Annotated in this window: 19 protein-coding genes; 4 read left to right on the top strand and 15 right to left on the bottom strand. The window is 69.7% G+C overall.

Annotated elements, in window-relative coordinates:
* Window positions 1-4: 4 nt before the first annotated feature.
* The 4 genes from AB0A90_RS01600 to AB0A90_RS01615 are packed head-to-tail and all read right to left on the bottom strand — an operon-like array spanning window position 5 to window position 4,120.
* A complete protein-coding gene (locus AB0A90_RS01600; RefSeq protein WP_357239882.1) occupies window positions 5-895 on the bottom strand; it encodes an ABC transporter permease in 891 nt (296 codons plus the stop codon).
* The gene (locus AB0A90_RS01605; RefSeq protein WP_357239885.1) at window positions 895-1,794 is read right to left on the bottom strand and encodes an ABC transporter permease; all 900 of its coding nucleotides are present in this window, start codon (window positions 1,792-1,794) and stop codon (window positions 895-897) included. The genes AB0A90_RS01600 and AB0A90_RS01605 overlap by 1 nt, the downstream gene beginning before the upstream one ends.
* Window positions 1,791-2,903, bottom strand: coding sequence for an ABC transporter ATP-binding protein (locus AB0A90_RS01610; RefSeq protein WP_357239888.1), 1,113 nt, complete (start codon window positions 2,901-2,903; stop codon window positions 1,791-1,793). Before AB0A90_RS01610 ends, AB0A90_RS01605 begins: the two co-directional genes overlap by 4 nt.
* Window positions 2,900-4,120 carry an extracellular solute-binding protein gene (locus AB0A90_RS01615; RefSeq protein ID WP_357239891.1) on the bottom strand — a complete coding sequence of 407 codons (1,221 nt, stop codon included), beginning with the start codon at window positions 4,118-4,120 and terminating at the stop codon, window positions 2,900-2,902. The genes AB0A90_RS01610 and AB0A90_RS01615 overlap by 4 nt, the downstream gene beginning before the upstream one ends.
* A gap of 185 nt (window positions 4,121-4,305) precedes the next feature.
* Between AB0A90_RS01615 and AB0A90_RS01620 the strand changes: the two genes are divergently transcribed.
* The 3 genes from AB0A90_RS01620 (at window position 4,306) to AB0A90_RS01630 (ending at window position 10,316) form a co-directional block, all read left to right on the top strand.
* A complete protein-coding gene (locus tag AB0A90_RS01620; protein WP_357239894.1) occupies window positions 4,306-5,388 on the top strand; it encodes a LacI family DNA-binding transcriptional regulator in 1,083 nt (360 codons plus the stop codon).
* A 143-nt stretch (window positions 5,389-5,531) separates the two neighbouring features.
* Window positions 5,532-8,990, top strand: coding sequence for an alpha-glucuronidase family glycosyl hydrolase (locus AB0A90_RS01625; RefSeq protein WP_357239897.1), 3,459 nt, complete (start codon window positions 5,532-5,534; stop codon window positions 8,988-8,990).
* 207 nt (window positions 8,991-9,197) lie between these two features.
* Window positions 9,198-10,316 carry a hypothetical protein gene (locus AB0A90_RS01630; protein WP_357239900.1) on the top strand — a complete coding sequence of 373 codons (1,119 nt, stop codon included), beginning with the start codon at window positions 9,198-9,200 and terminating at the stop codon, window positions 10,314-10,316.
* A 100-nt stretch (window positions 10,317-10,416) separates the two neighbouring features.
* On the opposite strand, the gene AB0A90_RS01635 is transcribed toward AB0A90_RS01630, so the two are convergent.
* The 6 genes from AB0A90_RS01635 to AB0A90_RS01660 form a co-directional block, all read right to left on the bottom strand.
* On the bottom strand, window positions 10,417-13,416 hold the full coding sequence (locus tag AB0A90_RS01635; RefSeq protein WP_357239903.1) for a glycoside hydrolase family 95 protein: 3,000 nt from the start codon (window positions 13,414-13,416) through the stop codon (window positions 10,417-10,419).
* A gap of 522 nt (window positions 13,417-13,938) precedes the next feature.
* Window positions 13,939-15,579, bottom strand: coding sequence for a lectin (locus tag AB0A90_RS01640; RefSeq protein ID WP_357239906.1), 1,641 nt, complete (start codon window positions 15,577-15,579; stop codon window positions 13,939-13,941).
* Window positions 15,580-15,886: 307 nt separating this feature from the next.
* The gene (locus AB0A90_RS01645) at window positions 15,887-16,894 is read right to left on the bottom strand and encodes a hypothetical protein (protein ID WP_357239909.1); all 1,008 of its coding nucleotides are present in this window, start codon (window positions 16,892-16,894) and stop codon (window positions 15,887-15,889) included.
* 52 nt (window positions 16,895-16,946) lie between these two features.
* Window positions 16,947-17,732, bottom strand: a complete 786-nt coding sequence (gene trpA / locus AB0A90_RS01650; protein ID WP_357239912.1) for a tryptophan synthase subunit alpha — start codon at window positions 17,730-17,732, stop codon at window positions 16,947-16,949.
* On the bottom strand, window positions 17,729-18,919 hold the full coding sequence (trpB, locus tag AB0A90_RS01655; RefSeq protein WP_357240659.1) for a tryptophan synthase subunit beta: 1,191 nt from the start codon (window positions 18,917-18,919) through the stop codon (window positions 17,729-17,731). The genes trpA and trpB overlap by 4 nt, the downstream gene beginning before the upstream one ends.
* A gap of 141 nt (window positions 18,920-19,060) precedes the next feature.
* Entirely contained in the window at window positions 19,061-19,858 is a 798-nt protein-coding gene (locus tag AB0A90_RS01660; protein WP_357239914.1) for a GntR family transcriptional regulator, read from the bottom strand.
* 277 nt (window positions 19,859-20,135) lie between these two features.
* Here AB0A90_RS01660 and AB0A90_RS01665 point away from each other — a divergent pair, with 277 nt between their 5' ends.
* Complete coding sequence (locus AB0A90_RS01665; RefSeq protein ID WP_357239917.1) at window positions 20,136-20,561, top strand: hypothetical protein; 426 nt, start codon at window positions 20,136-20,138, stop codon at window positions 20,559-20,561.
* Window positions 20,562-20,630: 69 nt separating this feature from the next.
* On the opposite strand, the gene AB0A90_RS01670 is transcribed toward AB0A90_RS01665, so the two are convergent.
* From AB0A90_RS01670 to AB0A90_RS01690, 5 genes are all read right to left on the bottom strand, one after another.
* Entirely contained in the window at window positions 20,631-21,635 is a 1,005-nt protein-coding gene (locus tag AB0A90_RS01670) for a hypothetical protein (protein ID WP_357239920.1), read from the bottom strand.
* A 103-nt stretch (window positions 21,636-21,738) separates the two neighbouring features.
* Window positions 21,739-22,626, bottom strand: a complete 888-nt coding sequence (locus AB0A90_RS01675) for a helix-turn-helix transcriptional regulator (protein WP_357239921.1) — start codon at window positions 22,624-22,626, stop codon at window positions 21,739-21,741.
* A gap of 64 nt (window positions 22,627-22,690) precedes the next feature.
* Window positions 22,691-23,707 carry an ABC transporter permease subunit gene (locus tag AB0A90_RS01680; protein WP_357239924.1) on the bottom strand — a complete coding sequence of 339 codons (1,017 nt, stop codon included), beginning with the start codon at window positions 23,705-23,707 and terminating at the stop codon, window positions 22,691-22,693.
* Complete coding sequence (locus AB0A90_RS01685) at window positions 23,704-24,585, bottom strand: ABC transporter ATP-binding protein (RefSeq protein WP_357239926.1); 882 nt, start codon at window positions 24,583-24,585, stop codon at window positions 23,704-23,706. Before AB0A90_RS01685 ends, AB0A90_RS01680 begins: the two co-directional genes overlap by 4 nt.
* Window positions 24,582-24,971 carry a GntR family transcriptional regulator gene (locus AB0A90_RS01690; protein ID WP_357239929.1) on the bottom strand — a complete coding sequence of 130 codons (390 nt, stop codon included), beginning with the start codon at window positions 24,969-24,971 and terminating at the stop codon, window positions 24,582-24,584. Before AB0A90_RS01690 ends, AB0A90_RS01685 begins: the two co-directional genes overlap by 4 nt.
* Window positions 24,972-25,230 lie beyond the last annotated feature (259 nt).

A 25,230-nucleotide genomic window follows, 5' to 3' on the forward strand; every position in this document is an offset into this window, starting at 1 on the left:
GGCGTCAGTGCTCGGGGTCCTCCTTGACCTGGGCCACGAGCTGGGTCGGGTTGACGTAGCGCAGGGCGACGACGAGCAGCACGAGCATCATCGACGTGTAGATGACCGCCATGGCGTCCACCGACTGCTGCGCCCGGATGCCGGACGCGGACATCGAGTAGTAGAGCGCCACGACGAGGGTCTGCGAGTCGGGACCCGCGGTCAGGAAGGTCAGCTCGAACATGCCGACGGTCCGGACGAGGACGAGGATCGCCGAGGCGAGGATGCCCGGCACGAGCAGCGGCGTGAGGACCCGGAGAAACACCGTACGCAGCCCCGCGCCGCACATCCGCGCGGCGCTCTCGATGCGCGGGTCGATCTGCTCGATGAACGGGGTCATGGTCAGGATGACGAAGGGCACCGAGGGTACGAGGTTGGCGAGCACCACCCCGGACATGTTTCCGGCCAGCCCGAACTTGTAGAGGACCGTCGCCAGCGGGATGCCGTACGTGATCGGGGGCATGAGGATGGGCAGCAGGAACACGAGGAAGATCAGCCGTTTGCCGGGGAAGGACCGCCGCGCGAGAACGTAGGCCGCCGGCACACCGATCAGCAGCGAGAGGCCCACGACGAGTACGGAGACCTCAAGCGTCACGACGATGACCTGCAGGAGCGCGAACTCGTCCCAGGCCCGGCCGTACCAACTCGTGGTGTAGCCGTCCGGGAGCCAGGTGTCGAACCAGCGCTCGCCGAACGAGCTGACCAGCACGGACGCCACGACGCCCAGCAGGTTGACGAAGAAGAAGATGACGACGCCCCACACGATCCAGGCGGCCGGCCGGGCGGCGAGGCGCCGACGCCGGTCGGTGCTGGTGGCGGTGGGTCGCGCCGGTGGCGCCTGGGTGATCGAGGCCATCAGCCCTTGCCTCCGGTGGCGCCGGTGTAGAAGCGACTGCGCGCGGCCAGCACCACCGCGATGACGACCAACTCGACGAAGCCCATGATCATGGCGATCGCCGACGCGTACGGGTAGTCGTACTGCTCGTACGCCGCCTGGTAGGCGGCGAGGGAGATGACCCGGGTCTCACCGGCCGGGTTGCCGACCAGGACGGCCGACGGGAACACGCTGAACGCCAGGACGAACGTCAGGCAGAACGTCGTGGCGAGGCCGGGCATCAGCAGCGGGAGGGTGATCCGGGTGAACCGGCGACGCCAGTCCGCCCCCAGCGTCGCGGCCGCCCGTTCCAGGGTGGGGTCGATCCCGGAGAGGTAGGAGAGCACCAGCAGGAACGCGAACGGAAAGCCGGTGATCACCAGCGAGAAGAACACACCCCAGTAGTTGTGGGTCAGTCGTACCGGCTCGTCGACGAGGTGCGTGGCGAGCAGGATCCGGTTGAACCAGCCGGTCGGGCCGAGGAAGTTCAGCAGCCCCTGGGCGGTGAGGACGGTGCCGAGCGTGATCGGCACGACCAGCAGCGTGGTGACCAGCCGCTTGCCCCGGAACCGGCCGCGCATCCGGTAGGCGATCGGCACGGCGGCGAGGACGTTCAGGAGCGCGGCGGGCAGCGCGATCCGCAGCGTGATCCAGATCGTGCCGCGCTCGTAGGCGTCGGAGAAGAACCGGGCGTAGTCGCTGAACGGCCCGCCGTTGGTCGGCTGGAACGACAGCGTCAACCCGTAGAAGAACGGATAGAGGAACAGGGCGATGACGAAGACCAGCGCCGGGACCAGCAGGAGGAGCTGACGGTCGATGCCCCGTTCGGCGAGACGGTGTTGCCAGTGCGCCGACGGTCGGCCGGACCCGGGGGCGGTCACCGTGTCGCCACCGACGCGTCGGCCAGGCGGTCGGTCTCCGCAGTCGCGCCGGCGGGATAGACCAGCAGCCGCTGCGGGTCGATGGCGAGCTTGACCTGGTCACCGGGTGCGATCCGCTGCTCGGTACGCAGGTGCAGCGACTGACCGGTGTCGGTGCGCGCCTCGGCCGCCAACTCGCGACCCTGGTACTCCACCACCTCGATCGTCGCGGACAGGGCGTTGGAGGTCCCCCCGGCCCCGTCGACGCGGATGTCCTCGGGGCGCACCGCGACCACCACGTCCGCGCCGTTCGCCAGGTCGCCGACGGCCTCGCCGAGCAGGCGTTGACCGGACGACTCGACAGTGGCCCGATTGCCGTCGCACCGCACCACCCGGCCCCGCCACAGGTTGCGGTAGCCCATGAAGTCGGCGACGTGCCAGTTCGCCGGGCGGGTGTGCAACTCGCGCGGCGACCCGATCTGCTGCACCCGCCCCTCCCGCAGCACCACCAGCCGGTCGGCCAGGGAGAGCGCCTCCTCCTGGTCGTGGGTGACGTACACGGTGGTGAGTCCCAGCGACTGGTGCAGTCGGCGAATCTCGGTCCGCATCTCCAGCCGCAGCTTGGCGTCGAGGTTGCTCAACGGCTCGTCCATCAATACCAGCGACGGCTCGAACACGACCGCGCGGGCGATGGCGACGCGCTGCTGCTGACCACCGGACAGCTGACCGGGCAGCTTGTCGACGTGGTCCTCCAGCCGCACCAGCCGCACCGCCTCCGCCGTACGCCGGCGCGTCTCCTCCTTCGGCAGCCGCCGCATACGCAGCCCGAAGGCGATGTTCGCCCGCACCGTCAGGTGCGGGAAGAGGGCGTAGCTCTGGAACACCATGCCGAAGCCCCGGCGCTCCGGCGGCAGGGTGTCGATCCGCCGCTCGTCCTGCCAGATGCTCCCCCGGGTCAACGGCAGGAGCCCGGCCAGGCAGTTCAGGGCTGTCGACTTGCCACAGCCGGACGGGCCGAGCAACGCGATGAACTCGCCCGTCTCGATGGTGAGGTCCAGCTCGGTGAGCGCGTCCTGACCGCCGAACCGACGGGACACCCCGTCCAGCCGCAGCTGGGAGAAGGCACTCATCCCTGCTTGACCTTCCCGCCGCCGATCTCGCGGTCCCACCGGTTGAACGCCGCCACGAGGCTCTTCGCGTCCAGCGGCACCTCGGTCGGGTTGCCGGCGATCAGCGCCTCGTACTCGGGGCGGCCGAACTCCCGGATCGCGTCCTGACTCTTCTGCGGCGCCGAGGTGAGCCCGACGTCCTTCACCGCCGGGCCCGGGTAGAAGTAGCCCTCGTCGTACGCCTTGGCCTGTTGCTCGGGAGTGAGCATGAACGCCAGCAGGGCCAGGACCGCCGCCTGGGTGTCGGTCGAGACGCCCTTGGGCAGCACGGCGTAGTGCGCGTCGGTGACCCAGTGGAAGCCGTCGATCGTGGCGATCCTTGCCTCCTTCGGCACCGTGCCCAGCACGCGGGGGTTGATGTCCCAGCCGGTCGTGCTGACGATCAGGTGAGCCGTGCCGTTGGCGAGGTTCTTCATCGTCTCGGTGGTGCCGGACGGGTAGTAGTCGACGTACTGGCCCAACTCCTTGAGGAAGGCCCAGGTCTTGTCCCACCCCGCGGTGGGATCCTTGGGATTGGCGTCGCCCAGGATGTAGGGCAGCCCCATCAGGAATGTGCGGCCGGGGCCGGAGTTGGCCGGCCGGGCGTACTGGAACTTCTTGGGGTTGGCCCGGGCCCAGGCGAGCAGGGCCTCCGCGGTGCTCGGCGGTGTGGCCAGTCGGGCCGGCAGATATTCGAGCAGCGGGCCGGACGGGTAGTAGGTGACGGTGACCCCGGCGTTGCCGGCGAGCTGTTGCATCGCGGCTGCCGGCGCCAGGTAGTTGCCCATGCCGCCGAGGCGGTCCTGGAAGGTCGGCAGCAGGTCGATCCAGAGGCCCTGTTCGATGCCCGCGGCCAGCCCGTCGACGCCGGTCAGCACGAGACCGATGTCCACCCGGTTCGCGCCCTGCTGAGCTTTGATCTTGCCGGACAGTTCCGGTGCGGGCGCCTTCGAATAGGTCACCCGGGAGATCACATCGGGGTTCTTGGTGACGAAGTCGTCGATCATCCCCTGGGTCAGCTGCAGATTTCCGGCAACGTCGAGGACGTTGAGTGTCACCGCCCGACCGGGTCGCTGCGGCACCTCACCCGTGGTGTCGCCGGTGGCCTTGCCGGGACCGTCCGGTGCTCCGCACCCGACCGCGCCCACGAGGAGCGACGATGCCGTGACCGCAAGAGCGCCGCGCCGCGTCATACCCATGAGCTGTTCCCTCCGCCAGGTGTCATCCCCGCTGATTCAGGCAGCCGGCATGGCGCGACGGCAATGGGTTGCCATGTATTGCCTCGCGCGAATGCGTCCGAGACACCGGTTTGTTGCGAGGGCATTGCCGAGCACTCACCGCCGTCATACCATGATCACGGCGCGTAGCCGGGAGGAGCATGCAGATGCCCGACCACACCAGGCCGCCCGACAAGAGGGTCACGATCTACGACGTCGCGAGCGAAGCCGACGTCTCACCGTCCACCGTGTCCCGTGCCTTCTCCAGGCCGAGCCGCGTCAACTCCGAGACCGCCGAGCGGGTCCGGCAGGTCGCGGAGCGGCTGGGCTATCGGACCAGCCCCCTCGCCCGCACCCTCAGCACGGCACGGACGCAGATGATCGCGATCGTCATCGCCGACATCACCAACCCGGTGTACGCCGAGATCGTGCGCGGCGCGCAGGAGGCGGCGACCGACGACGGGTACACCACCGTGCTGATCGACGCCCAGGAGTCGGACCGACGGGAACGGGAAGCGATCGAACGCACCATGTCCACGGTCGACGGCATCGTGCTGGCCAGCAGCCGGATGTCCGACTCGGCCATCCGGATGTTCGCCAAGCAACGGCCGGTGGTGGTCCTCAACCGCGCCATCGCCGACGTGCCCTGCGTCGTGACGGACAACCCCCGGGGTGTGCGGCGGGCCGTCGAACACCTCGGTGAGCTGGGGCACGACCACATCACGTACGTCGCCGGGCCGGAGGCCTCCTGGCCGAACGGCATCCGCTGGCGGTCGCTGCTCGAGGCCGGCATGGAGCTGGAGATCAAAGTACGTCAGATCGGCCCCTTCAGCCCGACCATCGCGGGCGGTGAGCGGGCCGCCGAGGAGTTGTGCGCGCGGCCGGCAACCGCCGTCCTCGCCTTCAACGACCAGATGGCGATCGGCCTCATCCGCGGTCTCGGTCTGCGGGGCGTCGACATTCCGGGCGACGTGAGCATCGTGGGTTTCGACAACATCGTCGCGGCCGACATCGTCACACCTGGGCTGACCACTGTCGCGGCACCGCTGTACGCGGAGGGCTCGGCCGCGACCCGCCACCTGCTCACGATGATCGAGGGGGCACCCGGGCACACCGGTCGACCGATGGTCCTGCCGGTACGCCTCGTGGTCCGCCACTCCACGGCCGCCCGCAACCCGAGCCCGGGTCGGGCCCGACCGCCCTGGGTCCGGCAGCGGCCGGCGCCCAACCCGGCGGCGCACCTGTGGTGAGGCCACCCGGCGACAAGAAACGACAACTCCTTGCCCAGGCCGGGGCACCCCGGACAGGATCGGCGCACCTTCCATTCAACTGCGTCACTACGTGCGTGCGCCGTCCCGATCGACGTCTCCGTCGGACTACAGAGGAGAAGGCAATGAACCGAGGTCCGGTGCCCAGGCTGCGGCGAGTCCTCATCGTGCTCGGCACGGCGCTCGCCACGGTCGCGGCCACCCTCGCCGTCGCCACCACGCCCGCCACCGCCGCCGAGTCGCCGGACGACTACAGCGGCTCCGACCTGTGGTTGCGATATGTGCCGGTCAGCGACGCGAAACTGCTGCGCGACTACCACCGCACGGTCACGACGATCGTGGTCGAGAACGCCGACGCCAACCCGGTCCACCGGCACACCACCGACCTCGCCATGGCGCCCGGCTCCACCGAGAAGCTGGCCGAGACCACCCTCGGCGCGGCCCGGGACGAGCTGGTGCGCGGCCTCGGCGGGCTCCTCAGCCGTTCGACACCCGTGACGACCGTCAGCGGTGACCGGGTCCCGGATGGTGCGGTCGTGGTGGGCACGCCGGCAAGCTCACCGCTGGTGCGCCGCCTCATCCCGGCACGCGACCTGGCCCGGGTCGGCGACGAGGGCTACCTCGTGCGCTCGCTGTCGCGCGGCAGGGACCGGTTCACTGTCATCGCCGGCAACACCGACCTCGGCGCTCTCTACGGGACGTACGCGTTCCTGCGGCTGATGCAGACGCAGAAGCCCATCGACCACCTCCGTGTCGCGGAGTCACCGAAGATCAAGCATCGACTGCTGAACAACTGGGAGACCGAGCGCCTCTACGCCGGCAACAACGCCTCCGGCATCGGCGGGTTGAACGGCGAGAGCGGGGCGATCTTCAACTTCGCGGCGACCGGAGCGACCGCCGGCGCCAACCTGCCCGTCATCCTCGACCGCTACGTCGTCGTGGCACGCGCGTTGGCGTCGCTGGGCATCAACGGCATCACCATCAACAATGTCAACGCCGACAACGCGTACCTGACGAGCGCTCGGATCGCGCAGGAGGCCGCCCTCGCCGACGCGCTGCGTCCGTACGGCATCAAGCTGGGTCTGTCGATCCGCTACACCGCGCCCACGGACAGCCGATTCGCGCCGGACACGCTCACCAACAGCCAACTCGATCCGTACGGCGCCGACTTCCGGGGTTGGTGGCACCGCCGGGCGGAGCAGATCCAGGCCGCCATCCCGGACTTCATGGGCTTCACCGTGAAGGCCAACTCGGAGGGCCAGCCGGGGCCACAGGACTTCGGGTACGACCACGGCGACGGCGCCAACGCCATCGGCGCAGCGGTCGCGCCACTCGGGATGACAGTGCACTGGCGGACCTTCGTCTACAACGCCGAGGTCGACAACGACCGTCTCAAGCGGGCCTACCTGGAGTTCGGGCCGATCGACGACGAGGTCCAACCCGACGGCAGCAGAGGGCGCTTCGCCGACAACGTGTTCCTGCAGACCAAGAACGGGCCACTGGACTTCCAGGCCCGGGAGCCCATCCACCCGATGTTCGGCCGGATGGAGAACACCAACCAGGCCCTGGAACTCCAGATCACCCAGGAGTACACGGGCCAGAACTGGATGCTGGCCTACCTCGGGCCCATGTACGAGGAGATCCTCAAGACCGACACGTACGCGACCGACGCGAACGGCAAGCTGCTCAAGAAGCGCCTGGTCGGCGACATCGTCGACGGGAGCGCCCAGCACCACCCGGACACCGCCATCGTGGGTGTCGCCAACCTCGGCAACGCCGACAACCTGACCGGGCACCACTTCGCCCAGGCGAACCTGTTCGCGTTCGGCCGGCAGGCGTGGAACTGGTCGCTCGACTCGGCGGACATCGCGACCGACTGGGTCCGGATGACCTGGGGCAACGACAGGCGTGTCGTCGACACCATCCGCAAGATGATGATGGGCTCGTGGGAGGCGCTGGTGAGCTACCAGACGCCGCTGGGCATCGGCCACCAGTTCGCCGAGGGCGTCCACTACCGTCCCGACCCGGCCGACTGGGCGGGCCGCGACGACTGGAGCCCGGTCTACTACAACCAGGCCGACAGCGTCGGCCTCGGCTACGACCGCTCCCCCACCGGCAGCAACCTGGCCGCCCAGTACTTCCCCCGACTCCAGCAGCGCTACGGAAACATCGACTCGGTCCCGGAGAACCTGCTGATGTGGTTCCACCACGTGCCGTGGGGCCATCGGATGGACAGCGGCCGACCGTTCTGGGACGAGCTGGTCTACCGCTACCAGATGGGCGTGCAGTACGTGACGTGGATGCGCGAGACCTGGGAGACGCTCCAAGCCGACATCGACGCACGCCGGTTCGCGGAGGTACGCGCCAAGCTGGCCGTCCACGAGGCGGACGCCGCCGACTGGCGGGACACGTCGGTGAACTACTGGAAGGAGTTCAGCGGGCGGGACATCCCGGTCGACGACGCGCCGCTCTCGGCGACGATCGTCGTGAACGGGAAGACGTTCGGCGGCTTCAACCTGTCCGACACCTCGTACACCATTCCCGTGCGGGCCGGAGGTTCCCCCACCATCACGAAGGTGCGGACGGCCGACCGGAAGGCGCGCTACCAGATCGTCTCCCAGGCGGCGAGCGTTCCCGGGCAGGCGGTCGTCAAGGTCACGACGGAGAGCTTCTTCGGCCCGCTGGTGAAGAACTACGTCTTCAACCTGGTGCCCGACACGACGCTGACGGCCCTACGCGTCGACGGCAAGCGCCTGGCCTCCTTCACGCCGACGGTGCTGCGGTACAACGCCCTCACGGCAGCCGGCACCACGACCGTCCCGACGGTCACCGCCAGCGCCGCCGACCCCGCTGCCACGGTCGCGGTGGAGCAGGCGACCAGCCCCACCGGGCAGGCTCGGGTCACCGTCACGAACGGCGCAGCCTCGTCGGTCTACACCGTGGACCTGAACACCACGAGCACCGGCAGCGACGAGTTCGACTCGGCCCAGCTCGGCCCGCAGTGGCAGTGGGTCCGGCCGGACGAGAGCCGGCGGCGTCTGGCCGACGGGTCCCTGGTCATCACCGCGCAGCAGGGTGATCTGCAGGGCAGCACCAACACCGCGAAGAACCTGGCCCTGCAGGACGTCGAGGGTGACTGGACGGCCGAGTCCAAAATCGTCTTCTCCCGCCCGCTGGCCGCCAACAACGAACAGGGCGGTGTCATCGGGTACGCCGACGACAACAACTACGTGAAGCTCGCCTGGGAGATGGGCAACGCGACCGCGGCCATCAACAAGGTCCGGCTCGTCTTCCTGCGTGAGCAGAACGGCACGACGTCGACCGTGGAGATCACCGGCGCGGACGCCCAGCGGATCGTCGGAGCCGACGGCGCGATCTGGCTCCGACTCACCAAGGTCGGGGACAGCTATCGCGCCTACTACTCGCGCGACGGGAGCGTCTACCGCTACATCGGCTCCACGACGTTGACCGTCGAGGCGACGAAGGCCGGGCTGCTGGCCTTCAACCGGGCCGGCACCTCCACCGACCTCGACGTCGCCTTCGACTACTTCCGGATCGAGAGCCGGGGCGAGCGCATCCGCTAGGTGTTCCGCACGTCGGCCGGGTCCGGTGATCTGCCGGACCCGGCCCGTACCAGCGTGACCTGCTCGGGAGTCGCAGCTCATCCGCACTCTCCTCCGGCGTCGACCATCGGCTCGAAGGCGCTTGACGGACGCTGCCGCTTGCTGGAAGGCGCGCGAGGGTGGGATTATCGCGGCCATGATCGAAAGAATCGAGTCCTCCGTCCGCCGGTGAGCGTGACGACCGAGCCTGGACTGCTCGGACCCCAGATCGCTCTGTTCGCACACGCTCTCCGTCTCCATCAGCGACATCCGGACGGTGTCCTGCCTCGCGACGGCGAGCCGTATCCGGACGATGACCGTCACCGCTCGCGGCCGTCATACCGGCGTGCGCGGGATCGACGACTCTATGGGGCCGATGTCGCTGTCATCCTCGACCGGCACTTCAGCCAGCCGGACGCACGGGCGAGTGAACTTGTCGGCACCCTCCGCGATGTCTACGTCCCGATCCATCGCAACGACCACATCGTTGCCGCGGCCCTGCGCGCGGATCGGGAGCGCATGCGGCAGGCCGGCCGGTGGTTGGTGCGGCACAGCAACGATCGCAATGCCGCCACGGTCGGGCTCACGCTGCTCGCCGCCGATGGGGCCGAGGACGACATCCCGCTGATCCAAACCATCGGCCTGCTGTCGAACCATTTCGGGCCGTTGGCCGCCGACGCGTTGCAGCGCCGCCGTGGAGGTACGGAAGCGCTGCAGTGGCTCGCCGAGCGCGTCGCCGGCTGGGGCCGGGTCTACGTCGTCGAGGCGCTGTGTCGACAAGGCGCCGCGAAATCCCGGGCCTGGCTCCTGCGTCGCGCCTGCGACGGCGACTACCTCAACGGCTACTTCGCCGGCAAGGTGGCCACCACAGCGCACCTGCACGAAGCGATCACCAGCACCGATGGCGACGACGACCTGATCGACCACACCGGCCGGCTACTGAGGATCATGGCCGACTGCGATGGCATGGGCATGACTCTCGAGCACTACCCGCCGGCACCTGCCGTATTGGCGGCGCACGCTGCCCACCTCGCCCGGCAGCCGCCTACAGCGAACCGGTACGTCGACGCCGCGATCATCGCCAACTATCTGACGGCCAAGCCTCCGAACCGGTGCGGCTGCACCACCGAGCAGCGGGACCACATCGTGCAGCGGTACCTCGCGGTACTCGACCGGCCGGAGTGGCACGCCGCGGTGCGTGCGGGCCATGGCCTGAACAGCGACTTCTTCGCCTGGTTCACCGGCCACGTAGCCGCGCGGCTACGTCTCGCCGCATTTTCCGACGTCGCGGAGAACGGCGAACGATGAACCACGCCGCCGATCGGAGAGAGGTGCAATAAGCCGCGACCGGGCCCGTCCCCAGGTGGGACGGGCCCGGTCTCGCTCCCCCGAGCGGGTTCCGTCGCCGTCAGCCCCCGATGGCGATGGCGAAGATGTGCATCGTCGATACGTTCGTCGCCGGCCGGGCGCTGATGTTGGGCAGCACGACCGAGGCGACCGCCTTGCTCTGCAACGCCACACCCACGTAGTAGATGCAGGCGGCGGTGTTCTGCCGCTGGTTGTTGGGCCGGTTCTGGTAAGCGGACACGATGGCGGCGGTTCCCGCGGAGCTCGGCCCGCCGTACCAGTCGGGCGTGCTCAGCGTGAACGTCTGGCGGGTGCCGTCGGCGTAGACCACCGTGCCCGTGCCCGACGGGGCGCCATAGGTGCCGGTCAGGAGGAAGCCGAGCGTCCGGCCCGTGCCGGTGACACTGATTGTCTGGCCCGAGGCGATGGCGTTGTCGGCGGCGCCCGAGCTGACGCTGGGCCAGCGGAAGTTGACGCCGTTGCGGCTCACCGTGCCGCCCGGGCTGGCACCGGCCGCGGCCAGGGCCTGCGCCGACAGCGACGCCCCACCGCCGTCGAAGTTGCCGACGTTGGTGTTGCTGTCGCTGGTGATGCCGACGTTGCTGAAGCTCTGCTCCAGCGTCGGCAGGGCGACGCCCGTGCTGGTGACCCGGTAGGTGCGCCCGGCCTGCACGGTGACCTCGATCAGGTCGGACTCGATCCGGGTGACCCGGGCCGCCGTACCGTCGGCGGTGTCGACCACGCTGACGGTGCCGGTGAGGATCCGGGACCGCAGGCGGACGGTGCCGGCCCGGTCCGGCCGCACGAGGATCTCGGTGGCCTGACCGCTCGCCCAGGTGACGTCGACCGTGTGCCCGCCCCGACCCCGCAGACCGGCGACCCGCCCACTCGGCCAGGCCGGTGGCAGCGCGGGCAGGACGTGCAGCTCGCCGGCGTGGCTCTGCAACAGCATCTCGGCGATGCCGGCGGTAGCGCCGAAGTTGCCGTCGATCTGGAACGGCGGGTGCAGATCGAACATGTTGGGCGCGAGCCGGGCGGTGGTGGCGAGGTAGCGGATCAGGTCGTGGGCCCGCTTGCCCTCCTCCATCCGCGCCCAGAAGTTGATTTTCCAGGCCAGCGACCAGCCCGTCCCGTCGTCGCCGCGCAGCGCCAGGGTCCGGCGGGCGGCCTCGAACAGCTGCGGGGTGCCGCGCTTGGTGATCTGGTTGCTGGGCGCCAACCCGTACAGGTGCGAGATGTGCCGGTGGTTGGGCTCGGTCTCCACCCAGTCGTAGAGCCACTCCATGATGTTGCCGCGTGACCCGATCTTCATGGGTGGGAGGCGGTCCCGGGTGGCGCGGACCTGGGCGCGGAAGGTGCTGTCGACGTCGAGGATCTCGCTGGCGCGGGCGCACGCGTCGAACAGGTCCCGCAGGATCTGGTTGTCCATCGTGGGACCGGCGCACACGCTGGCGTTCGCGTGGTGGCTGAGCTCCGGCGAGTTCGACGGGTTGGTCACCAGGTAGCCGAGGGTCGGCTCGGTCACCAGGGTGTTGAGGAAGAACTGCGCCGCGCCCTTCATGGCCGGGTAGTTCGTCCGGAGGAACTCGATGTCGCCGTTGAACAGGTAGTGGTCCCAGATCAACGTGGACAGCCAGGCACCACCGGTCTGCCACATGCCCCAGAACGCGCCGTCCACCACCGCGGTGGCCCGCCACGCGTCGGTGTTGTGGTGGGTGACCCAGCCACCGGCGGCGCCGTACTGCACCTGGGCGGTCCGCGTTCCGGTGACGGCGAGGTCTCGGACCAGGTCGAAGACCGGGTTGTGGCACTCGGCCAGGTTCGTGGTGTTGGCCGGCCAGTAGTTCATCGGCAGGTTGGCGTTGATCGTGTACTTCGAGTCCCAGGACGGGGCCAGCGAATCGTTCCAGATGCCCTGGAGGTTGGCCGGCTGGGTGCCGGGCCTCGACGACGAGATCAACAGGTACCGACCGAACTGGAACAGCAGCGCGGAGAACTGCGGGTCGTTGACGCTGTTGTGCTGGGCGATCCGGACATCCGTCGTCTGGTCGGCCGCGGAGGTCCGGCCCAGGTCGAGGGTGACCCGGCCGAACAGCGCCTGGTAGTCGGCCACGTGCCGGCTGCGCAACTGGTCGTAGCTGCTGGCCCGCGCGGCGGTGAGGCGCTGCCGGGCGATGCCCTGGTAGTCGCCTCCGACGTTGCGGTAGTTGACGTAGCTGGAGCCGATCGAGACCAGCAGGGTCACGCTGGTGGCGTTCGTGACCCGCAGGGTGCCGCCGGAGCTGGACACGCTGCCGCCGGTGACGGTGGCGTTGGCCAGTGCGAGGAAGCGGACCTGCCCGGTGACGCCCTCCATGTTCCCGGAGATGCCGTCGAGGCCGATCGTCGTGCCGTCCGGGCTGGACACCGTGGTGCGCTGCGGGCTGTCGAAGGTGGCGGTGAAGCTGATCGAGTTGCTGCGGTCGGCGGTCAGCCGCATCGCGATGACCTGGTCCGGCGCGCTGGAGAAGACCTCGCGCTGGTACCGGATGCCGTTCAGCACGTACGACGTCGTGGCCGTGGCGGTGGTGAGGTCGAGCGTCCGGTTGTGCTGGGACGCGCCGCTGGCGGAGCCGAAGGCGAGCCGGAGGTTGCCGACGGTCTGGTAGGCCAACTGCCCGCCCGGGTTGCCCATCATGGTCTGGTTGATGAGGTCCTGAGCCTGGGTCCACTGGTTCGCGTTGACCAGCCGCCGAATCTCCGCCAGCGCCGCCGCGCCCCGGGTGTTGCTGGGGTCGTGCGGGCCGCCGGCCCAGACGGTGTCCTCGTTGAGCTGGAGTCGTTCCGTGTCGACGTTGCCGAACACCATCGCGCCGAGCCGGCCGTTGCCGATCGGCAGCGCCCGCAGCCAGTCGGTGCCGGCGCCCTCGTCGTACCAGAGGGCGAGGTCACCGGCGGCCAGCACCTGCGGCGGCGCCACCGAGCCCGCTTTCGCCACGGCCGTCCAGGGCAGCGGCAGGAGGGCACCGCCCGCACCGGCCGCACCGATCTTGAGGGCTTGGCGTCGGGTCAGGTCTGACATCGATCCTCCAAACGGTGACCGATCCGGCCACCCCGATGCGTGACAACTGTGGTAACCGAGACGGGTCCGCTGCCCGGACCGACCACGACCTTGGGCAGCAGGCCAGCGTCGAGCCCCGAGTCGGGCAGACATCTGATGTGTTTCGCGAAGGTTACTCCGGCGCCACACAATCGGCAACGATCGATCGATGACGAGATCAGCGCGAGCTGCCCACCCGCCGGCAGGCTTCCGCTGGAGGTTGGCAGCGCACCGACGGGACCCGACAGGCCGGGGGCAGCGGAGAGGAGCCCGCTGGCGGCGCTTCAACGCCGTATACATCGGATGATGGGTGGCGAGCAGGCGAGGTCGGCGCAGCGACCGGTCTCGTCCGAGCACGGTTGGCGAAGTCGGTGCACGATGCTGGGTGGTCGCAGTTCGCGGCCATGCTGGAGTACAAGGCCGCCCGGCACGGGCGCACCTTCGAGCTCGCCCCTTCGGGGGTGTAGCAGACCGGAATCTCCGCCCTTCAGGACGGAGAGGGCGTCACACGAGGTCGAAGGACTCCCACGGACCGACCGCCGTGCGATTCGCGATCAACGGGTCGGCGCCGGCGTTGTCCGCGCAGACGTACCTGTCGTTCGCGCTGCTGCGGAAACTGACACTGCCGTCCGGGTTCGCCACCTGGGTGAACGTCTCCCAACCGCCGACCACGTCCCGGTCGGCCACCAGCGCCGCCGCGCCGGCCTGCTCGGCGCAGACGTACCTGCCGGTTCGGGCGGACCTGAGGGCCACGAGACCACCGCCGGCGTCGACGACGGTGAACTTCTCCGACGCGGTGGTCAGCGAGGCGACCAACGGTGAGCCGCCCACGAAGAGGCCGTTGGCGCGGGAGCGGACGCCGACCGCCGCGGTGGTGGGCGGAGTCGCGCCGAGCACCGGGGCGGTCGGCCGGTTCGCGGTCAACGCGATCGCGCCCTTGAGCATCCGGCCACCGTCGCCGGTGAGCCGCAGGTAGTAGTCCGCCGAGCAGGCCGTGCCGTCCTCATCCAGCGGCAGGAACGTCGAGCCGACCGGGACGAACGCGGCGCTCTCCGCGGTCTTGGCGATCTGGTTGCCCTCGTTGTACTCGTCGAACATCGAGATGTAGATCGCCGGAGCGCCCGCCCGGATCACGTTGTAGAACTGTCGCCACATGAAGTCACCGTGTGCGCGCTGCCGCTCCTGCAGGTCCCCGGGCAACACACACGGCTGGTAGTCGATGCCGTGCGCCACGCAGTCCCGCACGTCCGGCAGCGTGACGTTGGTGTAGAACCAGTCCGACCCGGCCTGGTCGCCGATCCGGCCGACCATCCAGGGCGAGATCATGTCGTACGCGTGGTAGACGTCGGCGAATCCGGCCCGCGAGTCCTGGGTGCCGTCGCTGTTGCGCCAGTGCGTCGGCGTGCCGCCCATGACGTACACGCCCTGTGCCTTGAACCAGGTGATCACATCGAGGCAGGCCGCCGCGCTCCACGGGTGGTTCTCGTCGTTGAAGCCGAAACCCCAGATCCCGACGACCGGTTTGCCGTTCTGCCTGGCGTACGCCGGGGAGGTCGTGTACGCCCTCATCTTGTTGACCCAGTCGTCCTTGATCTGCTGCTGCATCGTCGTCCAGCCGCTGACGTCGTACATGATGTAGAACTTGCGCCCGAACCGCTCGGCGGCGTTGCGCACCTTGATCGTCACGGCGTCGCGGATCGGGCCCTCCCCACCAACCGGGTTGAAGCGTTGCAGGGCCGCGGTGTCCAGCCCGTTCTCCTGCATCCAGCGGAAGTGGGTGTCCACGGTCTGCTGGTCGTAGGACGAGAACAGCGAGGCCGGCTGCCCGTTGCCCAGGTTCTGGTATCCGGTCTTGTACACCCGCTCGTAGTCACGCACGTCCGGCCACGACTTGAGGGCCTCGTTGACCGGCGAGGGCGTCTTCTGCCAGTCCTGGCCGTAGTGCCACCAGCCCGCCAGAGGGCTCCCGTCGCCGGCCCCGGTGAACCACCCCTGGTAGCCGACGGTGATCTTTCCGACGACATCGCCGGACGGGCTGATCGCGGCGGCGGGTTCGGCCGCGTAGGCGTCGAACGAGACTCCGGCGACGGAGACGGCGGTGCCGGCCACCGCGGTGCCGAGCAGGGTACGGCGGGACAGCCTCATTGGCGTTGGCAACCTTCCTCAGGGGACTTTGCCCGGATCGTCAAGCTAGCGACGATCCGGACGGGATGAGGTTAGTGAGCCGTTTTGCCAACTTCCAAGCTGAGCCACGAAACTTCAAAGAACCTTAAGAGTACGGGGAGCGTCCGCACGCGGATCGTCACGAGCATGCGACGGGTAGTGGCGGAAGCTCGGCGAAGGCAGCGCTCTCGAGCGCAACCCATTCGACATCCCGGAGGACATCGGGGACCAGGTCGGCTGTCACGACCGCCGAGCGGTTGGTGTCGACGTACCGCCGCCGTTGGACGCGCTACACCTCGACGGTCACGTCACCCGCCGGGCGGCGCCCGGCGCGTCGCCGGACGGTGGCCGCGATGGTCGCGAGACCGGGGGCGGCGCCGAGCAGCCAGATCGCGATCAGTGGCCAGTGGATCAGCGCACCCACCGCCCCGCGGATCTCCGGGACCTCCCCGACCGTGTACGAGGTCTCCGGGTCGGACGTTCGACAGGACAGCGAGTAGGCACCGGCGCTGGGCACGTCGACGGTGGCGACCCAGGCGTAGGAGGCCGCGTCGCCTCCGTAGCCGCCGGGTGGGATCGTCACCGGCTGCGCCCGCCGGGCGTTCGCGCCAGCGCCGGTGACCTCGCAGTCCGGATCGGCAGGTGCGAAACCCACCGCGTAGATCGCGTACCGGCCCGCCGCCGGCAACGTCAGGTGCCCGGACTCGCTGGCTGAGCTCGCGTACGGCCCCACTGCCCCGTATTCCCACTCGCCGTAGCGCACGGTGCTGCCCTCGGCCCCCAACTGCACCGTCAGCTGGGCCAGCAGGGCACCCACGACGACGGTGATCCCGCCCGTGACCAGACCGTGTCGCACCGACGGGTGGCTGCGGCGTGGGCGACCTCGGGCAAGGAGGTGGCCGACCACCGCGCCGCAGATCACCAGCGGTGCGCAGGCGATCACCACCCCTCGCCACGGGGCCACACCGGTGAGCGGGATGACCCACCGGTAGACGGCCATCGTCGCGGCCACGAACACCGCGCTGACCAGCGCTGCCGCCACCACGGCGGCCACCGGGGCCGAGGCGCTGCGACGCGGGGAGGCGGACCAGGTCCACCGGGCGGCCACCACGGCGGCGAGCACGGGCACCGCCCCGGCGATCCACCACAACGCCGCTGAGACCCCCGGGTCCTCCTCCCAGCGATGTGTCCACTCGAAGAAGACCAGCGGCGCCGGCACGGTCGCCAGCATCCACAGTGCCAGGATCTTCGGGCCGGGAAGTGTCCGACCCGCCACCCGCCAGGTAGCCGCGCTCATGCACCGATCATCGGGCAACGGGAGTCGTTCGCACCGCCTGGGGGGCGGGCCGTCACCGGCCGCCGGTCTCGTCCAGCGCCGTCCGGAGCTGCGTCAGGAAGTCACCGAATTGCACCGCCGAGGCCCCGTCCAGCACCCGACGCATCAGGGCCGAGCCCACCGCGACACCGTCGGCGTAACCACCGGCCTGGGCCGCCTGCTGCGGACCGGAGATCCCGAAGCCGAGGACCACGGGCAGATCCGTGACCTGTCGCAGCGACGTCACCAACCGCTCGCCGGCCGCGCCCACCGTCGACTGCTCGCCCGTGGTCGCCATGACACTGACCGCGTAGACGAAGCCCCGGCTGCGCGTGGCGATCTCGTGCAGGCGCTGCGGCGTGGTCGCCGGGGAGGCGAGCAGCGCGAGGTCGACCCTGTTGCCCGCCGCCGCGGTGGCAACCGGCTCGATCTCGTCGACCGGCAGGTCCGGCACGATCAGACCGTCCACTCCGGCATCGGCGAGCGCGGCGCAGAAGCGGTCGGCTCCGGCGTGCAGGACCAGGTTGGCGTAGGTGAACGCGATCAGCGGCACGGGCAGTGTGAGCCGGGTGACCTCGTCGAGGATCTGCCGGGTGGTGACGCCCCGCAGCAGCGCCCGGTGCGACGACTCCTGCACGACCGGTCCGTCCAGGATGGGGTCGGAGAACGGGAGGCCGATCTCGATGGCGTCGGCGCCCGCGTCCACGGCGGCCCGCAACAGGTCGGTCCAGTTCCCGGTGACGCCGCCGGTCACGTACGGCACGAGCAGCTTGCGGCCGGCCGCCTTGGCGGCGCGGGTACGGGTCTCCAGTGCGTTCACGACAGCTCCATCAGGGTGGCCATGTCCTTGTCGCCCCGCCCGGAGAGCGTGAGCATCACCGTCGAACCCGGGGGGACCGTGCCGTCACCGACGGCACGGATCACCCACGCGACCGCGTGGGCGGATTCCAGCGCGCAGAGGATGCCCTCCGTGCGGGCCAGCCGGTGGGTGGCGGCGAGCACCTCGGCGTCGTCCACGGTCACATAGGTGGCCCGGCCCGAATCGGCCAGGTACGCGTGCTCCGGTCCCACGCCCGGGTAGTCCAGACCGGCGGCGATCGAGTGGGCCTCGCTGATCTGCCCGTGCTGGTCCTGGAGCACCAGGGAGCGGAAGCCGTGCAACACGCCGGGGGTGCCGGCGCTGATCGCGGCGCCACCTGCCGCCTCGACACCGACCAGCCGGGCCGGCGTGTCGATGAAGCCGGCGAACGTGCCGGCGGCGTTGGACCCGCCACCGACGCAGGCCACGACGTAGTCGGGGGTGCCCGCGACGAGGTCGGCCGCGCACTGCGCGCGGGCCTCGTCGCCGATCACCCGCTGGAACTGGCGGACCATCCAGGGGTACGGGTGCGGACCCAGCACCGAGCCGAAGCAGTAGTAGGTGTCGTCGACGGAGGTGACCCAGTGGCGCAGCGCCTCACTGCAGGAGTCCTTGAGGGTTCGGCTGCCGGAGGTCACCGGCACCACCTCGGCACCCAGCATCTTCATCCGGAAGACGTTGAGCTGCTGCCGTTCGATGTCCTTCGCGCCCATCAGGACTGTGGTCGGCATGCCGAACAGGGCACCGGCGGTGGCGGTGGCCACGCCGTGCTGGCCCGCGCCGGTCTCGGCGATCAGTCGCCGCTTACCCATCCGCCGGGCCAGCAGCGCCTGACCCAACACATTATTGATCTTGTGGGATCCGGTGTGGGTGAGGTCCTCCCGCTTGAGCAACAGGTTGACGCCCAACTCCGCGGAGAGTCGCACCGCGGGCGTCAGTGGCGTCGGCCGGCCGACGTAGACGGAGAGCAGGTGGTTGAGTTCGCCCCGGAACAGCGGGTCCGTCCAGGCCTCGGCGAAGGCCCGCTCGACCTCGACACAGGCCGGAACGAGTGACTCCGGCACGAAGCGTCCACCGTAGTCACCGAACCTGCCGAGCGCCGAGGGCCGACGGGGGTCGACCTGAGCGGCTGGGCGTGCGGAGCGCAGGAGTTGGTCCACGACATCACCTCACAGTTCTAGAACGACAAGGTCTGTATAGCAGGGAAACCGGTCGCTGTTCTAGATCTGCTGGAAAATAGTTCTAGAACAGTTTCGGTGGGCGCGCGGGATGGTCCGCCACCCCTCCCGTCAGCCCTGCGGTGCGCTGCCGATTCCGGACAGCCCGGTGCCGTCGCCGACCGCGTAACTGACCTGATGGCCGCTGACCTCGCGAATATTCATGATCACCACGCTGTTTCCCGCGAGGATCGCGACGTCGACAACCAGCGGGCGTCGGTCGGCGTCGCGAGTGATCCGCTCGCTCCGCATCGCCGGAACGCCTTCGGGTAGTCCGAGCAGGTGGCCGATGCGCTCGGGCATCAGCACCGGTGAGATCGTCTCCTCGGCCTGCACGGCCACCGCGCCCGCCCGCTCGGCGAGCACGGCGTACAGCTCGTTCTTCTCGAAGTCGACGTCCCGGAGCAGACCACCGAACGGCTGCGGGAGGTAGGACACCTGATGAATCAGTGGAGCGCCCCGGACGACCCGGATCCGCTCCAGCCGGAGCACCTCGTCGCCCGTGGGAATGCCCAACCGCTTGGCGACATCGTCGGGCACCGCGACGGTCTTGCGGCCGAGCACCCGGGTCAGCACCTCGATGCCGCGCGCGCGCAGGTCGTCGGCGAGGCTACGCAGATTGCCCATCGAGTACGGGACCGGCATCGCCCGGACGTAGGTGCCCTTGCCCGGAAACTGCTCCACCAGTCCCCGGTCACAGAGCTCGTCCAGAGCCTGCCGCAACGTCATGAGGCTGACGCCGTACTCCTCGCTCAGGTGTCGCTGGCCGGGCAGCGCGTCGCCGGGAGCGAACTCGCCCCTGCCGATCCGCTTGATCAGGTCGTCGCGGATGACCATGTACTTCGGGGTCCTACCCGGAATGACGCGCATGCCTTACCCAGCCCTGAGAGTCGTGACGGAGCGGGTCGCGCCGCCCGGTGAGGTGCGGAGCGTCACGTCCTTCTACCGATGTCAGCGTATGGCCGACCTCCGTCACCGCCTACGCACGGGTCGCGCCGAGTGGCGGACCAACCGCCCGTGGGCGGTGGCGGGCCGCCACAGCCATGGACATCCCGCCAGGGCACGGCTCAAAACTTTACAGTTGTTAGGTGAGCGTGTAAGTTAACGGATGTAAGTTCAAATCCGTACCGCAGAGATGGGAATTCTCATGACGACCGCGACCGCGCTCCGCACCGACCACACCGCCCTCGCCCGCCCCGCCGATCGCATCGGTCGTGGGCTCGCGGCCGTCGCCGCCCTCGCCACCGTCGTGGCGTTCGTCAACGGGCTCCTGCTGACCCTCGACGCCCCCGACGACCGCCTGTTCATCGAGGGCTGGCGAGTCTCCAGCTTCGCCATCTTCGCCGGGCTCTTCGCCCTGCTCGCGTTCCGGCCACGCCAGTCGGCCGGCGTCTGGGAGATCGTGCTCGCCGGCAAGACCGCCCTCGTGGTGTTCGGCCTGGCGATCGGCGACGTCCCGGAGGCACGCCTCTCGGCCATCATCGACATCGGGCTGGTTGCCGTGGTCGCCGCGGCCTACGTGCTCTGCCGCGGCTGGCTGGCCTGGCGCCCCGCGACCAACCCGACCCGATGACGAAAGCCGAGCGCCCGCCACCGTCGCGTGACGGTGGCGGGCACCCCGATGATCAGTAGGGCTGACGGATCAGCACGACGGCAGGGTGACCAGCGCCAGGTTGGGGTCGACGCCGGTGGTGTACGCGGCACTGAGCACGTAGAGGGTGCGGCCACGGACGGCCACCGAGGTCGGGTTCTGCAACCCGTCGGCACCGCTCACCAGCGTTCGCGAACGGCCGGCGGCGTCGATGCTCACCAGCGTGTTCGGCCCGTTGAGGGCGGCGACGACCTGGTGGTCGCCGGCGCCCACGAAGGCGAAGTCGTCGATGCCGACCAGGCCGGTCGCCACCACCCGGACGGGTCCGGGACGGCCGTGCCGCAGCGGGATGCGCAGCAACGTTCCCTGGTCGAGATTCGTCACCCAGATCGCGTCGGGGCGTACCTTGAGGCCGTTGGCACCGAGGAAACCCGTCGAGGCGAGTTCGGGTGCCGAGGACCAGGTCTCGGCACGGCCACCTTCCAGGGGGACTGTCGAGATCGTGCCGAGCACCGAGTCGGTGAGGTAGAACCTGCGCGTCACCGCGTCGTACGCCAGGCCGTTGGGCAGTCCGGCAGCCGGCAGGGCGGCGATGCGCTGCGGTGCCCGGCCGGGGCGCAGCCGGTACAGGCCGGTGGTGGCGGCGTCACCGCTGGCGTAGAGGAAGTAGAGAGTGCCGTCGCTCATCCGGACGATGCCGGTGGTCAACGCGAACGCGAGCACCGGCGTGTTCACGCCGCCGTCGGCCGGTGCGGGCAGGGTCGCCAGGATCCGCGTCGCACCGGACGGGCTGACGGCGGCGACCTGTCTTGCGGCCGCGAAGGTGACGTACGCCGTGCCGTCCGGACCCAGCGCGATGTTCTCCGGCATCTGCCCGTTCGCCAGATCGAAGTGGACCGCGATCCGCGAGGGCAGCGGCGCGGTCGACGGCGCCGCCAGTTCGACGGCGGTCAGCCGTGCGGTCCCCGCCTGGGCGACGCCCGACGGTGCGACCGTCACGACGCCGACCCCGGCCGCCGCGAGAGCTACTGCGAGGGTCATCATTCTCTTGCGCATTTCTGTTCCTTTCGAAATAGCCGAATTGATTCGGCTGTCGTGGGCGCGAAGGGTCCGGCGCTCCTTTCGGAGCACCTCGTTTCGCGCGGTGGAAGAAGGGGCGCTAGTCGCGCATGACCGGCTGCTGGCGCGTGCCGGCGCGGGAGGTGACGGCGCCGTGCACGAGCAGCGTCATCGCGGCGTGCGACGCCGAGCCGGGTTCCGTGGTGGCGACGACGACCGTCTGACCGTCCTCGGTCTGCAGGGCCTGCTGGGTCACGGTCATCGCGCCGACCAGCGGGTGGCGCATCTCGTACCGGCTGCCGCCGCCGGCCTTGACCCGGTGGTCAGCCCACATGGTGCCGAACTCCGGGCTCCGCACCGTCAACTCCCCCACCAGCGCGGCCAGCAACGGATCGTTCGGGTGCTGCCCGGAGACCATCCGCAGCGTCGCCACCACCACGCGGGCCTTGGCGGGCCAGTCCACGTACAGGTCGCGGGTGTGCGCGTCCAGGAACACCAGCCGTGCCATGTTCGGGCGCTGGCTCGGCCGCTCGGGGATCCGGTGGTCCAGGTGACCGGCGAAGAGGGCATGGCCCCCGATGGTCCAGGCCAGCACGTCGGCACGACGACCGAGCACCAGCACGGGTACGTCACCGAGCGTCGCGACGAGTTGGCGTACCGCAGGGCTCACCCGCTCCGGCGGCGGACGCCGCACGGCGGACCGGCGACGGGTCCCGGCCGCGAGTTCGCTCAGGTGGCGACGTTCCGCCTCGTCGAGTCGCAGTGCCCGGGCGAGCGCCTCGAGGACCTCGGGTGAGGCGTTGACGGCCTGCCCCTGCTCCAGGCGCGAATAGTACGAGGCGCTGACACCGGCCAGGAGGGCCAGTTCCTCCCGGCGCAACCCTTGGACGCGGCGCCGGTCGCCGTACGTCACCACGCCGGCGTCCTCCGGGCTCAACTGGGAGCGTCGGGCCTGGAGGAAGTCGCCGAGCTGTCCTCTCGCGTTCATGACTCGAAGTATTGCGACCTCGCCTCGCCGCAACCACATCCTGCCAGGGATAGGTTGAAGCCGGTCAGACCAGCCGGCGCCTGATCCACCAGAGGGAGAACAGCGACAGTGCGGCGGTCAGCGCGAACAGCACGCCGAACTCGCGCCATTGCAGGATCCAGAACCTCGAGCCGGGCACGTAGACCACCTCCTGTCTGAGGTTCTGCTTCTCCAGCCACCTCGGGCACGTCTCGCGGTCCCGGGGGGCCAACGGGCCGCACTGGGTCATGTCCGCCGGACCTCGGAACTCCGCTCCGGTCGCGGTGATCGTGGTGCTCGACAGGACCCAGTCGCCTCTGCGGTCGGGCTCGAGTTGGATCCTCATCTCCCCGCTGTCGGGGCTCAGCGACAATCCGTACTCCCCGTCCACCCGCAGCGGGGTGACCGTGGTGCTCGGCTGGGCCAGCCAGGGGCGCACCACGAACGGCGCGGCGATCTGGAGGCTGACGATGACCAGTAGGGTCACCGCCATCGCGGCGACGGTCCGCCGCAGCAGCAGCCCGGTCGTGACACCCACCAGGAACGCCAGCGCCGCATAGCCGACCGGCACGATTCCTCGGGCCGCGAACACCAACGGGTTCATCCGGTCCGCCGTGGCTCCGTCGATCGGCTGCGCCCATCTGCTCAGCATCAGGCTGAGCAGGCCCGCGCCGAGCGCGGCGGCACCGCCGCCCACCGCCAGCTTCACCAGCAGCCATCGGCCACGACTGACGGACTGGCTGAAGACCATCCGGTACGTGCCGGACTCCAACTCCCGGGCCACCAGCGGCGCCCCCCAGAAGATGCCCACGAGGGCGGGCAGCAGATACAGGACTGCGATGGCTGCGATGTGGAACTCGCTCGCCCACCCCGGTTGCAGTGCCTGGAGGAAGGCTTCGCCCGCGGCGCGGCAGGCATCGCCCTGGCAGCCGGTGTATCCGGTCTGCGAGGCCAGTTCCGTCACCTCCGACCAGGTCAGCGCCAGGCCGCCCAGGACCACCACCAACAGGGCGCCGGTGGCCAGGGCCGGGATCCGGAACTGCCGCCAGGTCATCCAGATCATCGCTGTCCCTCCAGCATCCGGTCCGGCCCGTTGCCGGCGGCTCCGCTCATGTACGCCAGCACGATGTCCTCCAGGTCGAGCCGGTCGACCTGCCAGGACGGGTCGTCGATCGGCGCGGTGCTGCGTACCACCAGGGTCGACTGCACGTCCGTGTGACTCTGCTCCACCAGGGCCCGCCCGACGCCCAGGTCGGTGGTGTCGCGCCGCTGGCCGACCAGGCGGTGGTGGGTGGCGAGCAGGTCGTCCACGTCGCCGGCCACCCGTACCCGAGATTCGACAAGCACGATCAGGTAGTCGCAGACCCGCTCCAGGTCGGCGACCAGGTGCGAGGACATGACGATGCTCATGCTCTGCTCGGCGGTCAGTTCCATCAGCCCCTGCAGGAAGTGGCGCCGGGCGAGCGGGTCGAGTGCCGCCACCGGCTCGTCGAGCAACAGGAGACTGGGCCGCTTCGCCGCGGCGACGGTCAGTGCCAGTTGGGCGCGCTGGCCGCCGGAGAGCTTGCCGGCCTTCTGCGCCGGGTCCAGGCCGACCTGGGCGATTCGTTGCTCGGCGAGCGCAGCGTCCCAGGACGGGTTGAGGTGCGCGCCCATCAGCAGGTGGTCCGCGACGGTCAGGCTGGGATAGACCGGGGTGTCCTGCGCGACGAACCCGACCCGCGGCGACCCGCTGACCGGCCGCGCACCGAGCACCTCGATCCGCCCCGCGGTCGGATCGAGCAGCCCGCAGGCCAACTGCAACAGCGTGGACTTACCGGCGCCGTTCGGCCCGACCAGGCCCACGACGTGGCCAGCCGGGATGTCCAGGGTGCAGTCCCGGAGAGCGGTACGCCGTCCGTACCGTTTGGTCAGACCGTCCGCGCTCAGCGCGTTAGTCATGCTCGGGCCTCCGAAAACGCCCGAAAACTGCTCAGGAAGAGCGCCTCGATGCTCTCGTCGTCCAGGCCCGCCTCCCGAGCCTCGGTCAGCCAGCGCGTCAGGTCCTGCCGCAGCGGTTCGTGCTTGCTCAGCGAGTCGCCGCCCAGCGTGCGGGTGACGAACGTGCCCAGCCCTGGCCGGGCCATGACCAGGCCCTCGTACTCCAGCTCGCGGTACGCCTTGGACACCGTGTTCGGGTTGATCGCGACCCGGGCCACCACCTCCTTGATGGTGGGCAGCTTGTCGCCCTCGTTCAGGACACCGAGCCGGAGCGCGTGCCGTACCTGCTGGATGAGCTGCATGTACGGCGCGACCCCGGATCGCAGGTCCAGGTGAAACTCGATCACCTCACCACCTCAATCTACTAGGTGCCTAGTAGATTAGGGCAATCGTGAGCGGCCCGCCAGCCCTCGCCGGACCGCCGTGCGGAATGAGCCGGCGACCGCCCGGCCGGCCGGCCCGATCGCGTCGTGCGCCGCCACGATTGCGTTGGTAACGATGGGCGGGCCACGCCACCCCGTGGAACCATGCTTCGGACACATGTTGGACAATGCCCAGGTCATCGGAGAGGATCTATTCCGTGAATACCCGCTCCACCGCCGCTCA

Origin of the sequence: Micromonospora sp. NPDC049204, from assembly GCF_040647935.1 — a bacterium.
Taxonomy (GTDB): domain Bacteria; phylum Actinomycetota; class Actinomycetes; order Mycobacteriales; family Micromonosporaceae; genus Micromonospora.